The organism is Sphingomonas sp. (assembly GCF_035555815.1).
Classification (GTDB): Bacteria; Pseudomonadota; Alphaproteobacteria; order Sphingomonadales; family Sphingomonadaceae; genus Sphingomonas.
The window spans coordinates 1-13568 of sequence record NZ_DATMGG010000222.1 but is presented as its reverse complement, the minus strand read 5'-3'; the positions used below and the strand labels follow the sequence as shown (position 1 = coordinate 13568).

The window sequence follows — 13568 nt, the reverse complement described above, 5'->3', positions numbered from 1 at the left end:
CCTGCGCCTTCATCAGCCCCTGCCGACCCAGCGCCAGGCGCAGCGCGCGCCAGCCCATCGCCGGGTTCTCCTCCTCGCCCATTTCGTCGTGGTTGAGATAGGGGAGCGCCTTGTCCCCGCCGATGTCGACGGTGCGGAAGGTGACCGGGCGCTCGCCCGCCGCGTCGAGCACGTCCTTGTAGAGCCGTTGCTGGCGTTCGCGCTGTGGCAGCGTCGCGGAGACGAGGAACTGGAATTCGGTGCGGAACAGCCCGATGCCGTCCGCGCCGGTCAGGTCGAGCGCGCCGACATCGTCGCGCAATCCGGCGTTGACCATCACCGACACGCGGTGCCCGTCGGCGGTGACCGGCGGCTCGTCCTTGAGCGCGGCAAAGGCGGCACGACGCTTCTGGCTGAGCGCGAAGCGCGCCTCGAACGCTTCCTCCATTCCCGTCGTCGGGCGGACGATCAGGCTTTCGGAACTGGCGTCGAGCAGCAGCTTGTCGCCCTCGCCGACCAGCCGGCGGATATCGCGCGCGCGGCCCAGCACCGGCACGCCCATCGCCCGCGCGACGATGGTGACGTGCGCGGTCAGGCTGCCTTCCTCCAGCACCACGCCCTTCAGCCGGCGGCGGTCATACTCCAGCAGCTCGGCCGGCCCCAGATTGCGCGCCAGCAGGATCGAATCCTCGCGCAGCCCCAGTTGCGCGGCGGTGCCCAGCCGGCCGGAGACGATGCGCAGCAGCCGGTTGGACAGATCCTCCAGATCGTGCATCCGGTCGCGCAGCAGGGGATCGTCGATCTGGCGCATCCGCATCCGCGTGCGCTGCTGGACGCGCTCGATCGCCGCCTCGGCGGTCAGGCCGCTGTCGATCGCCTCGTTGATGCGGCGCGACCAGCCCTCGTCATAGGCGAACATCTTGTAGGTCTCGAGCACCTCGTCATGCTCGCCGCCGACGCCGAACTCGGCCTGCGCCGCCATGCGCTCGATCTGGTCGCGCATCTTGTCGAACGCGGAATAGACGCGGCGGCGCTCCGCTTCGGTATCCTCGGCGACGGTGTGCTCGATGGTGATGCGGGGCTGGTGGAACACCGCGACCCCGGCGCCCATGCCGTCGACCAGCTTGAAACCGGCGATGCGCGCGCTGGCGGTGGATTGCGGCCGGGTGGTGTCGGTCCCGGCGATGTCGATCAGCCCGGCGTTGGCGATCAGCTCCGACAGCACCATCGCCACGGTCTGCAGGGCCTCGATCTCGACCTCGTCGTAACGGCGCGGTTCGACATGCTGGATCGCCAGCACGCCGACCGCCCGCTCTCGCCGGATGATCGGCACTCCGGCAAAGCTGTGGAAGCGATCCTCGCCAGTTTCGGGGCGATAGGCGAAATCGGGATGGGCGGTCGCCTCGTCGAGGTTCAGCGTCTCGACATTCTCGGCGATGGTGCCGACCAGCCCCTCGCCCATCGCCAGTTTGGTGACGTGCACCGCGCTCTGATCCAGCCCGCGCGTCGCGAACAGTTCCAGCACCCCTTCACGCAGCAGGTAGATCGAGCAGACTTCGGTTTCCAGCGCCGCGCCGATGATCTCGGCGACCGAATTGAGCTTGGTCTGCGCGTTGCTGCGCGCGGCCATCACGTCGTGAAGACGGACGAGAATCTCGCGGGCGGACGCGGCGGCGGTGACGGGCATGGCACGCTGCTATCAGATCATGCGACTCCGCGCCATCGCGGCGGCGTGCGTTTTCGCGGCGCGCGCGCTCAAGCCGCGCGCGTCTCCAGCGCCGTCGCCGCTTCGGCCATCAGCGTCGCGATGATCGTCGCGGCGGGCTCTTCCTTCGTCACCATGCCGACCGACTGGCCGGCCATCAGCGAGCCGTGCTCGACATCGCCGTCGATCACCGCGCGGCGCAGCGCGCCCGCCCAGTAATGCTCGATCTGAAGCTGTGCCTCGGCCATCTCGACCTTGCCCTCGTCGAGCAGGTTGGCAACTTCGCGCTGCTTGGCGGTGAACAGCTCGCCGCCGGCGTTCTTCAGCGCGCGCACCGGGATCACCGGCAGGCGCGGATCGATCTGGACGCTGGCGATCGCATCACGGGCGGAGGCGCGCAGAAACGCCTTCTTGAAATTGGGGTGGGCGATGCTTTCGGTCGCGCAGGCGAAACGGGTGCCGAGCTGGACCCCGGCCGCGCCCATGTCGAGATAGCCCGCGATCGCCTCGCCGCGCCCGATACCGCCGGCGACGAACACCGGTAGCTGATCGGCCACCTCGGGCAGGATCTCCTGCGCCAGCACGCTGGTCGAGACCGGGCCGATATGCCCGCCGGCCTCCATCCCCTCGATCACCAGCGCGTCGACGCCCGACCGGATCAGCTTCTTCGCCAGCGCCAGCGCCGGGGCGAAGCAGATCAGCTTGGCGCCGTTGCCCTTGATCGCATCGAGCGATCCGGCGGGGGGCAGGCCGCCCGCCAGCACGACATGGCTAACCCGATGCTTCGCGCAGACCTCGATCAGGTCGAACAGCATCGGATGCATGGTGATCAGGTTGACGCCGAACGGCTTGTCGGTGAGCGCCCTTGTCCCGGCGATCTCGGCGTCGAGCAGTTCGGGCGTCATCGCCCCGCAGGCGATCAGGCCAAAGCCGCCGGCGTTGGAGATGGCGGCGACCAGATGGCGCTCGCTGACCCACGACATCGCGCCGCACAGGATCGCGGTCTCCGATCCCAGGAATGCGGCGCCACGCGCCATGCGTCGGGCAAGGCGCTGTTCGCCCGCGGTCGATCGATCGTTCATCTTGGACGCCTAGCGCCGGGCGGCCGCTGGGGGCAAGCCCCCGCCGATCACGCCGTCGCCGGCTCCTCCGCATCCAGCCCATAGGCGGTGTGCAGCACGCGGACGGCCAGCTCGGTCTCGTCCTCGTGGATCAGCACGCTGACCTTGATCTCCGACGTGGTGATCGCCTGCACGTTGATGCCGCGTTCGCCCAGCGTGGTGAACATCTTCGACGCGACGCCGGCGTGGCTGCGCATCCCGACCCCGACAACGCTGATCTTCGCGACGCGCGGATCGTGCAGCGCGGCGTCGAAGCCGATCGCCTCCCTGCTCTTTTCCAGCACGTCCAGGCTGCGCGCCAGATCGGCGGTGGGGACGGTGAAGGTGACGTCGGTCGATTTCGGCGCGGTGCCGGTCGCGTGGGCGACGTTCTGCACGATCATGTCGACGTTGATCCCGGCGTCGGCCAGCGGGCTGAAGATGCTGGCGACCGCGCCGGGCTTGTCCGGCACGTTGGTCAGCGTGATCTTCGCCTCGTTCTTGTCGTGGGCGATGCCGGTGATGAGCTGACGTTCCATGTCCCCGATTTCCTCTTCTCCGACGATCAGCGTACCCGGTTCGGAATTGCCGTCCTCGTCGACGAACGACGACAGCACCTGGACGCGAACGTTTTCCTTCATGGCGAGCCCGACCGACCGCGTCTGCAGCACCTTGGCGCCGACGCTGGCAAGTTCGAGCATCTCTTCATAGGTCACGCGCTTCAGCTTGCGCGCGCGCGGCACGATGCGCGGATCGGTGGTGTAGACCCCGTCGACGTCGGTGTAGATGTCGCAGCGGTCGGCCTTCATCGCCGCCGCCATCGCCACCGCCGACGTATCGGACCCGCCACGGCCCAGCGTGGTGACGCGCTCCCCCGGCGCCAGCCCCTGGAAGCCGGGGATCACCGCGACGGTGCGATCGGCCATGCTCGCGCTGAGCGCGGTGGTGTCGATCTCACCGATGCGCGCCGATCCGTGACCGTCGGAGGTGCGGATCGGCAGCTGCCAGCCGAGCCAGCTGCGCGCCGGCACGCCGATCGCCTGGAGCGCGATCGCCAGCAGCCCGCTGGTGACCTGTTCGCCCGATGAGACGACCACGTCGTATTCGCGCGGATCGTAGAGCGACGACGCCTCGCGGCAGAAATTGACCAGCCGGTCGGTCTCGCCGGCCATGGCGGAGACCACCACCGCGACCTCGTTGCCAGCTTCCCACTCGCGCTTGATGCGCGCGGCGACGCTGCGGATGCGTTCGATCCCCGCCATCGAGGTGCCGCCGAACTTCATCACGATGCGGGCCATGGTGCGCTGCGTTATCCCTTGGGTGCGGTGGGGCGCCCTGATAGGGAGGCGATATGGGTGACGCAACTGTAACCGCCGCAACTACCATCGACCCTGCCGAGGCCGCGCATTTCGGCAGGCTTGCCGCCGACTGGTGGAACCCGCGTGGATCGTCGGCGATGCTCCACCGGCTCAATCCGCCGCGGCTCGCCTATCTGCGGGCGCGCGTCGATACGCATTGGAACGGCGATCCGCAGGATTTCACCCCGCTCGCCGGGCGCAGCGCGCTCGACATGGGGTGTGGCGCGGGATTGCTCGCCGAACCGCTGGCACGGCTGGGAGCGAAGGTCACCGGGGTTGATGCTGCGGCGGAGAATATCGGCGCCGCCGCCGCCCACGCCAGCGCGGGCGGGCTGGCCATAGACTATCTTGCCGGCGGGATCGAAACGGTCGCCGGCCGCCAATTCGATCTGGTGGTCAGCTTTGAGGTGATCGAGCACGTCACCGATCCCGCCGCGTTCGTCGCCGGGCTGGCGGCGGTGGTGGCGCCGGGCGGGCTGCTGCTGCTGTCGACGCCAAACCGCACCGCGCTGTCGCGGCTGGCGATGATCACCATCGGAGAGGGGACCGGACAGATTCCGCGCGGCACCCACGATTGGGACAAGTTCCTGACGCCCGACGAGCTGGTCGCGCTGATCGACGATACCGGGCTGGAGGTGATCGACACCCACGGGCTGGCGCTGTCGCCGGGCCACGGCTTCGTGCTGAGTGACGATAGGACGCTCGACTATTTCGTCACCGCGCGGCGCGGCTAGGCCGCGCCCAGCGTCGCGGCGACGAATCGGCGCAGCCACACCGCACCTGGGTCCGCCGCCGATGTATCGTGCCAGTAAAGGCTGAGCGGCCGCGCCGGCACGTCGAACGGCAGCGGCAACAACCGGTGCGTGCCCGTCCCCTCGAACGCGGCGGCGTAGTAGCGCGGCAGGGTGCAGACGAGATCGCTCTCGCCGACCAGTTGCCACGCGGTGAAGGCGTGCTGGCATCGCATCCGGATGCGGCGGCGATGCCCGATCCGGGCCAGAGCCGCGTCCTCCATCCCCAGCCCGGCCGCGCGCGGGGATACGAACACATGGTCGACCGCGAGATACTGGTCGAGGCTCACCGTGTCGCCGATCAGCGGATGATCGCGCCGCGCGACCAGCACCGGCGGCGCGGCGCCCAGCGTCTTGAGGTTGGTCCCCGGCGACGTCGCCAGATCGATGTCGATCGCCAGATCGAGCGCGCCGACCGCCAGCGCGCGCGGCATCCCGGTGCGGGAGAAATAGACGCTGGCCAGCGAGACTCCCGGCGCATCGCGTTGCAACTCGCGAAACAGCAACGGCAGCGCATAGGCTTCGCTTGGCGGGCGCAGCCCGATGCGAAAGGTACGTGTCGACGCCAGCGGATCGAAATGCTCGCCCACCGCCAGCGCGACGTCGATCCGCCGCAGGATCGCGCCGACCTCGGCGATTTTGGCCCGCGATACCGCCGTCGGCACGAACGCATTGCCGTGGCGGACGAACAGCGGATCGTCGAAGGCCTCCCGCAGTCGCGCGAGCGAATGGCTGACCGCTGGCTGCGACAGGCTCAGCTTGCGCGACGCGCCGGACACACCGCCCTCCGCATAGATCGCCTCGAAGATCCGCAGCAGGTTGAGGTCGAAGCGGTTGAGGCTGGTCATGGCGCCTGAACTAGGATGAGCGACGGGCCGCGGCAACGCGATTGCGCGTCGGCGTTTCGCATCGCGCGCGGCTCGGCTAGAGGGCCGGTATGTACGACCTTCTCATCGTCGGCGGCGGCATCAACGGCTGCGCGATCGCGCGCGAGGCGGCGTTGCATGGGCAAAGCGTGCTGCTGGTCGAGCGCGACGACCTTGCCAGCCACACCTCCTCCGCCTCGACCAAGCTGATCCACGGCGGGTTGCGCTACCTCGAATATTACGACTTCAAGCTGGTGGCGGAGGCGCTGCGCGAGCGCGAGCGGCTGCTCCACGCCGCGCCGCACATCATTCGCCCGCTCACCTTCGTGCTGCCGCATGAACATGCGCTGCGCCCATGGTGGATGGTACGGCTGGGGCTGGCGCTCTACGACCGGCTGGGCGGACGCAGCAGCCTGCCCAGGTCGCGCGGGCTGCACGCCCGCGACACCGCCTATTCCGGGCCGCTCAGCGGCGGGGCGAGGGGGTTCGTCTATGCCGACGCGTTCGTCGACGATTCGCGGCTGACGTTGCTCAACGCGGTCGATGCCGCCGCCAACGGCGCCGAGATCGCCACCCGCACCGCGCTCGACGCCGCCGTCCGCGTCGGCGATCATTGGCAGGCGACACTGTCCGACGGGCGCACCGTCGCCGCGCGGAAGCTGGTCAACGCCGCCGGGCCGTGGGTGCATCTGCTGCTCGATCGGCTCGGGGTCGAGGCGAAGAGCGACGCCCGGCTGGTCAAGGGCAGCCATATCGTCGTGCCGAAACTCTATGAAGGCGACCACGCCTATATCCTGCAACAGCCCGATCGCCGGATCGTGTTCGCCATCCCCTATCACGGCATGACGGAGATCGGCACCACCGACATCCCGGTCGAGCGGCCCGAGGACGCGGTGATCGCCGACGATGAGGTCGCCTATCTGTGCGACGCGATCAACCGCCATTTCGTCCGCCAGATCGCCCCCGCCGAAGTGGTGGCGAGCTGGTCGGGGGTGCGCCCGCTCTATGACGATGGGGCGAGCGAGGCGCGGGCGGTGACGCGCGACTATGTGCTGGAACTGGATAGCGACGGCCCACCGCTGCTCAGCGTGTTCGGCGGCAAGATCACCACCGCGCGCCACCTGGCGGAGGAAGCGGTCGAGCGAATGGGCATCGGCGACGGGCCGATCACGCGCGGCCGACCGTTTCCCGGCGGCGATCTTGAGAGCGATTTTGACAGTTTCCTCGCCGACGTCCGCGCGCGCTGGCCTTTTCTTGGGGAGGCGCGCTCGGCGCGGATGGCGCACGCTTACGGCTCGCTGCTGGACGAGATGCTCGGCGCGGTCGCCGACGAGGCGGGTATGGGTGCCGACCTCGGCAGCGGGCTGACCGAGATCGAGGCGCGGTGGATGGGCGATCGTGAGTGGGCGCGCACCGCCGACGACGCGCTCGACCGGCGCAGCAAGCTGGGGCTGGAGGTCGATGCTGCCGGCCGGGCACGGGTTGCGGCATGGTTCGCCCGCCCGTGATCCGCGTCACCGCCCTCTACCATTTCGCGCGCTTTTCCGATCCGGCGGCGCTGCGGGGGCCGTTGCTCGATGCCTGTCAGTCGGGCGGGATCAAGGGCACCTTGCTGCTCGCGCCGGAGGGGATCAACGGCACCATCGCCGGCCCGTCCGACGCGATCGACACGGTGCTCGCCCATATCCGCGATCTGCCGGGCTGCGCCGCGCTGGAGGTCAAGGACAGTAGCGCCGCGACGATGCCGTTCCACCGCATGAAGGTGCGGCTGAAGCGTGAGATCGTGACGATGGGTGAGCCGGCGATCGACCCGCTCGACGGCACCGGCACCTATGTCGCGCCGGCCGACTGGAACGCGCTGATCGACGATCCCGACACGGTGGTGATCGACACGCGCAACGATTATGAAGTGCGCGTCGGCAGTTTCGCCGGGGCGGTCGATCCGGGGACGCAGAGCTTCAGCGACTTTCCGGCGTGGTTCCGCGCGCACCGCGACGAACTGGCCGGCAAGACGGTGGCGATGTTCTGCACCGGCGGCATCCGCTGCGAAAAGGCGACCGCGCTGCTCAAGGCGGAAGGGATGGCGGACGTGCGCCATCTGCGCGGCGGCATCCTCAAATATCTGGAAGAGGTGCCCGCCGAACAGAGCCGCTGGCGGGGCGAATGCTTCGTGTTCGACCAGCGCGTCGCGGTCGGTCACGGGCTGGAGATCGGCACCCACCTGTTGTGCCACGCCTGCCGGATGCCGGTCAGCGTCGCCGACCGCGCCTCACCGCTCTATCGCGAGGGCGTCAGTTGCCCCGCCTGCCACGACAGCCGCGACGACGCCCGCCGCGCCGGCTATGCCGAGCGTCACCGCCAGGTGCGGCTGGCGGCGGCACGGGGCGAGGCGCATGTCGGCCGCGACTATGCCGCCGCGGCCGACGACGGGGATCAATAGGCGCGGCCGATCAGCACGCGCTCAACCGCGGGCGCGCCGGTGAACACGCAGGGGCCGTTCGCTGGCGCCTGCCCGATCGGGGCATTGCGCATCGTCAGCTTGAGCGGCTTGATCCGTTCGACCACCGCGTCGAGCGCGGCGCCGGTCGGGCGCGACCATTGCACTTCGACCCAGCCCGGGTTCTTGCGCCCTTCGGCGAAATGCGCCTCGACCGCGGAGAAATCGGCGGCGGCGACGATGTTGCCGTCAAGCCGCGCCTTGGCATCGGCGAACAGCGTCGCCTGGATCTCCTCCAGCGTCGTGGCGGCGGCGGCGATGAAATCGTCCTTTGCCACCGCCTGGCTGTCGAGTTTGCCGTCCTCGCGGTACAGCCGGTCGCGACGCAGGACGGAAACGTTGCCGCCGGCCACGTCGCGCCCGCCGACCTCGATCACGATCGGCGCGCCCTTCTTGACCCAGCCCCACCGCTTGGTCGCCGCCTTGGCCGGGCGCAGGTCGAGCAGAGCGCGGACCGGCTCGCCGCACGCCGACTGCTTGACCAGCTCGGCATGGAGCGCCTTGCAATATTCTACGATCGCCGCGTCCTCGGGCACCTCGCGCAGCATCGGGACGATCACGATCTGCCACGGCGCGACGCGCGGCGGCACACGCAACCCGTCATCGTCGCCATGAACCATGATCAGCCCGCCGACCATCCGCGTCGATACCCCCCAGCTGGTGGTGTTGGCATAGTCCAGCTCGCCACTGGCGTTCTGGAACTTGATGTCCTGCGCATGGGCGAAATTGGTGCCGAGGAAATGGCTGGTGCCGGCCTGCAGCGCCTTGCCGTCCTGCATCATCGCCTCGATCGAATAGGTCGCGACCGCGCCGGGGAAACGCTCGTTCTCCGGCTTTTCGCCCGCCACCACAGGCAGCGCGACGCAATCCTCGGCAAAGCTGCGATAGACCTCGAGCATCCGCATCGTGTGCTCGCGCGCCTCATCGGCGGTGGCGTGGGCGGTATGGCCCTCCTGCCACAGGAATTCGGTGGTGCGCAGGAACATGCGCGTGCGCATCTCCCACCGCACGACATTGGCCCATTGGTTGATCAGCACAGGCAGGTCGCGCCACGACTGCACCCAGCGGGCAAAGGCGGTGCCGATCACCGTCTCCGACGTCGGCCGCACCACCAGCGGCTCCTCCAGCTTCGCCTCGGGATCGGGGATCAGCCCGCCCTTGCCGTCGGGGACCAGCCGGTGGTGGGTGACCACCGCCATCTCCTTGGCAAAGCCGTCGACGTGCTCCGCCTCCTTTTCGAAATAGGACAGCGGGATGAACAGCGGGAAATAGCAATTCTCGTGCCCGGTCGCCTTGATCTTGTCATCGAGCAGGCGCTGCATCCGCTCCCAGATGCCATAGCCCCACGGCCGGATCACCATGCAGCCGCGCACCCCCGATTCCTCGGCCATGTCGGCTTCGGTGATGACGGCCTGATACCAGGCGGCGAAATCCGCTTCGCGGGTGACGGACAGAGCGTGCTTGATCATGGCGCGGCGGATAGCGCGAACGCGCCCGCCTGCGCCAGTAGCGAATCGCCGTGGTGGCGCGCGGCGGGTATTTGCGCGTCACGCCCCCCGCTCGGGCTATCCGCCCCGACGCCCGGATATCAGCCCCGACGCCCGGATGATGGCGATAAAATGGGGCCTGTCCGCTCAGCGCCCGCCGGGGAACGCGGTCGCCTCGAACCGGATCGGCGCGCCGGTCGCGGCGGCGGCCAACTCGCCTTCCCACATCGCCACCGCGCCGCGGATCACCGTGCCCACTGGCCGGCCGGTCAGCGTGTCACCGGTGAACGGCGACCATCCCGCACGCGATGCCAGCCAGCTTTCCTCGATCGTCCAGCGCGCCTTCAGGTCGACCACCGAGAAATCGGCGTCATAGCCGACGGCGATCCGGCCCTTGCCGGCGATGCCAAAGATGCGCTGCGCGCCGGCGCTGGTCAGGTCGACCAGCCGTTGCATGGTGATCCGCCCGTTGGCGGCGTGATCGAGCAGCAGCGGCAGCAGCGTCTGCACGCCCGGCATTCCGCTGGGGCTGGCGGGGTAGGTCTGCGCCTTTTCCTCGAGCGTGTGCGGTGCGTGATCGGAGCCGATCACGTCGACCACCCCCTGGTTGAGCCAGTACCACAGCCCGTCGCGGTGTTTGCCCGATCGGATCGGCGGGTTCATCTGGGCGTGGGTGCCAAGGCGCGGATAGGCCTCCTCGCCCGCCAGCGTCAGATGCTGCGGCGTCACCTCGCAGGTCGCGATGTCCTTGTTGGCGGACAGCAGCTCCAGTTCGGCCGGGGTGGTGATGTGGAGCACATGGACCCGCCGCCGTGCCGCGCGCGCCAGCGCCAGGATGCGCCGCGTCGCCAGCATCGCGCTCTCATCGTCGCGCCAGACCGGGTGCGAGGCGGGGTCGCCGCTGACGCGATCGCCGGCGCGCGCGTTCATCCGGTCCTCATCCTCGGCGTGGATGGCGACGCGGCGGCTGCCCGATGCCAGCACCTCCGCCAGGCTGCGATCCTCCGACACCAGCAGATCGCCGGTCGAGGACCCCATGAAGATCTTGACCCCGGCGGTCCCCGGCAACCGTTCCAGTTCGGCCAGATCGCGCGCATTGTGGTTGGTCGCGCCGACGTAGAATGCGTGGTCGCACCACATCCGGCCCTTTGCCCGCGCCAGCTTGTCGGCGATGGCATCGGCGCTGTCGGTGTTGGGCTTGGTGTTCGGCATCTCGAACACCGCGGTCACGCCGCCCAGCACCGCGGCGCGACTGCCGCTCTCCAGATCCTCCTTGTGGACCAGCCCGGGCTCGCGGAAGTGGACCTGCGTGTCGATCACGCCGGGCAGCACGTCCAGCCCGCTGCAATCGATCCGCTGGCCGGCATCGCCCGGCAGCGATCCGATCGCGGCGATCTTGCCGTCGCGCACACCGACGTCGGTTTCCGCGCGGCCGCCGGGCAGGTGGACGACGCCGCCGGTCAGGATCATGTCGAAGGTCGCCATTGCGTCACCTCTTTCGCTTGGGGTCGGCGATCCCTAGCTGTTGGCCATGGCCAGCACCAGCACCCGCACCAACACCCGGCTTGCCGATCGCGCGCTGATCCGTGTCGCCGGTGACGATCCGCGCGATTTTCTCCAGGGACTGGTGACGATCGATACCGCGCTGGTCGCGCCCGACGCGCCGCGCTGGGGCGGGCTGCTCACGCCGCAGGGCAAGGCGATGTTCGACTTCATCCTGTGGGATGACGGCGAGGCGCTGCTGATCGATTGCGAGGCCGTCGAAGCGGCGGCCTTGGCGCGGCGGCTGACCATCTATCGCCTGCGCCGTGCGATCACCATCGATCCGGTCGAAGGCGGCGTGCATTGGGCGCCGGATGGCGATCACGGTGTCGCCGATCCACGCCTGGGCGACCTTGGCCGCCGCTGGCTGGGTGCGGCGGCGGGCGAGGCCGCGACCGGCTGGACCGCGCACCGCCTGCGCCATGGCGTGACCGAGGGCATCGCCGAGCTGGGCCGTGACACCACGCTGTGGCTCGAATGCAATGCCGGCGAGTTGAACGGCGTGAGCTACACCAAAGGGTGCTATGTCGGGCAGGAGAATACCGCGCGGATGCACCACCGTGCGAAGGTCAACCGTCGGCTGGTGGTGGCGCCGCTCGGCCCGGCGACCGACCGCACCCGCGCCGCCTATCCCGACCTGGGGCTGATGGTCGAGCATCGTCGGGTCGAGTCGCTGGGCGACGCGATCGTCCCGCTGTGGTTGGCGACCGCGCTCGCCGAGGGGGCCGCGACGACGTAACCTCGGCTGCGGACGATCGCGATCACGCGCTCGCGCGGTCGCGCATGAGCTTTCACTGGTGAAATGTCGCTTGGCCCTCGCGCCGGGCGCAGCGACGGCGGCCGGAAAAATCCCACCTAAAGGATAAATATCGCATCATTACAATGGGGTGAGTGGTTCATGGTGATGTCGCTTCGCCGCTCGACAGCGTCACCTATCTTCCGCTAAGTATGACAAATCATAACAGCGGCGATACGCCGCATCGGGGAGGGGACGACGCATGCCGGCAGTACCGCAGTCCACCAGCATGGGCGGGGGCGCGCCGCCCTCCGGCGCGGGGCAAACCTATGCCGCGGCGCTCCGCCTGCTCGCCAGCCTGTTCTTCATCTGGGGCTTCATCACGGTCATCAACAACACGCTGCTGCCGCACCTGCGCAGCGTGTTCGAGCTGAATTACACCCAGACCACGCTGATCGAGAGCGTATGGTTCATCGCCTATTTCGTGGCGTCGATCCCGTCGGCGAAGCTGATCGAGCGGGTCGGCTACAAGCGTTCGATGGTCGTCGGGCTGTCGATCATGGCGGTGGGGGCGCTGGGAATGATCCCGGCGGCGCGAATCCCGTCCTATGGCCTGACGCTGGCGGCGTTGTTCGTCATCGCCAGCGGGATCACGCTGCTCCAGGTCGCCGCCAATCCCTATGTCGCGGTGGTCGGCCCGCCGGAGACCGCTTCTTCGCGGCTCAATCTGGTGCAGGCGTTCAACTCGCTGGGTACCACCTTCGCGCCGTTGTTCGGCGGCTACCTGATCCTCGGGCGGTCGACCTCGGGTACTGTCGATGCCGGCGCCACGCTGACCGCGGCGGAACGCTACGCCGATGCGCAGGCGGTGCAACTGCCCTATCTGATCGTCGCCGCCGTGCTGATCGTGCTGGCGATCGTGATCGCGCGCTTCAAGCTGCCCGACATGGGCGCGGAGACGCGCCGCGCGTCGGCGCAGGAGCGGCGCGGCCATTCGCTGTGGCGTCACCGCAACCTCGTGTTCGGCGTGCCGGCGATCTTCATCTACCTGATCGCGGAGATCGGCGTCGCCAACCTGTTCATCAACTTCGTCAGCCAGCCGGATATCGGCAACGTCACCCACGAACAGGCCTCGCGCTACCTGTTCCTGTTGTGGGGCGGGATGATGGTCGGCCGCTTCGTCGGTGCCTTCATCATGCGCGCGGTGCCGGCCGAACGCGTCCTCGCCTGGTTTTCGGTCGGGGCGTTCGTGGTGATGGTGATCACCAGCTTCGCGCACGGATCGGTCGCGATGTGGTCGCTGATCCTGGTCGGGCTGTTCCACTCGATCATGTTCCCCACCATCTTTACCCTGGGGATCCGCGGACTCGGCCCATTGACCGAGGAAGGTTCGGGGCTGCTGATCATGGCGATCGCCGGTGGCGCGCTGGTCATCGTCCAGGGCTGGCTGGCGGACAGCTTTGGCCTGCAACTGTCGTTCCTGCTGACCGCGGCATGCGAGCTGTAC

General features: G+C 68.8%; 11 protein-coding genes. 5 read left to right on the top strand and 6 right to left on the bottom strand.

Annotated elements, in window-relative coordinates:
• The 3 genes from VNR91_RS12815 to VNR91_RS12805 all read right to left on the bottom strand — a co-directional run.
• Window positions 1–1666 (bottom strand): putative PEP-binding protein (locus VNR91_RS12815; RefSeq protein WP_325491161.1); only part of this gene is annotated, 1666 nt, incomplete at its 3' end.
• 68 nt (window positions 1667–1734) lie between these two features.
• A complete protein-coding gene (locus VNR91_RS12810; protein WP_325491160.1) occupies window positions 1735–2766 on the bottom strand; it encodes an NAD(P)H-dependent flavin oxidoreductase in 1032 nt (343 codons plus the stop codon).
• 47 nt (window positions 2767–2813) lie between these two features.
• On the bottom strand, window positions 2814–4082 hold the full coding sequence (locus VNR91_RS12805; RefSeq protein WP_325491159.1) for an aspartate kinase: 1269 nt from the start codon (window positions 4080–4082) through the stop codon (window positions 2814–2816).
• A gap of 53 nt (window positions 4083–4135) precedes the next feature.
• On the opposite strand from VNR91_RS12805, the gene ubiG reads away from it, so the two are divergent.
• Window positions 4136–4876, top strand: coding sequence for a bifunctional 2-polyprenyl-6-hydroxyphenol methylase/3-demethylubiquinol 3-O-methyltransferase UbiG (gene ubiG, locus VNR91_RS12800; RefSeq protein ID WP_325491158.1), 741 nt, complete (start codon window positions 4136–4138; stop codon window positions 4874–4876).
• Here ubiG and VNR91_RS12795 read toward each other — a convergent pair.
• The gene (locus VNR91_RS12795; RefSeq protein WP_325491157.1) at window positions 4873–5781 is read right to left on the bottom strand and encodes a LysR family transcriptional regulator; all 909 of its coding nucleotides are present in this window, start codon (window positions 5779–5781) and stop codon (window positions 4873–4875) included. The genes ubiG and VNR91_RS12795 overlap by 4 nt on opposite strands.
• 89 nt (window positions 5782–5870) lie before the next feature.
• Here VNR91_RS12795 and glpD point away from each other — a divergent pair, with 89 nt between their 5' ends.
• Complete coding sequence (glpD, locus tag VNR91_RS12790) at window positions 5871–7307, top strand: glycerol-3-phosphate dehydrogenase (protein ID WP_325491156.1); 1437 nt, start codon at window positions 5871–5873, stop codon at window positions 7305–7307.
• Entirely contained in the window at window positions 7289–8239 is a 951-nt protein-coding gene (locus VNR91_RS12785; protein ID WP_325491155.1) for a rhodanese-related sulfurtransferase, read from the top strand. Before glpD ends, VNR91_RS12785 begins: the two co-directional genes overlap by 19 nt.
• On the opposite strand, the gene VNR91_RS12780 is transcribed toward VNR91_RS12785, so the two are convergent.
• Complete coding sequence (locus VNR91_RS12780) at window positions 8233–9765, bottom strand: aminoacyl--tRNA ligase-related protein (RefSeq protein ID WP_325491154.1); 1533 nt, start codon at window positions 9763–9765, stop codon at window positions 8233–8235. The genes VNR91_RS12785 and VNR91_RS12780 overlap by 7 nt on opposite strands.
• 165 nt (window positions 9766–9930) lie before the next feature.
• A complete protein-coding gene (locus VNR91_RS12775) occupies window positions 9931–11268 on the bottom strand; it encodes a dihydroorotase (protein WP_325491153.1) in 1338 nt (445 codons plus the stop codon).
• A gap of 46 nt (window positions 11269–11314) precedes the next feature.
• Here VNR91_RS12775 and VNR91_RS12770 point away from each other — a divergent pair, with 46 nt between their 5' ends.
• On the top strand, window positions 11315–12064 hold the full coding sequence (locus tag VNR91_RS12770; protein WP_325491152.1) for a folate-binding protein: 750 nt from the start codon (window positions 11315–11317) through the stop codon (window positions 12062–12064).
• A 286-nt stretch (window positions 12065–12350) separates the two neighbouring features.
• A partial coding sequence (locus VNR91_RS12765) for a sugar MFS transporter (protein ID WP_325491162.1) occupies window positions 12351–13568 on the top strand: 1218 nt, incomplete at its 3' end.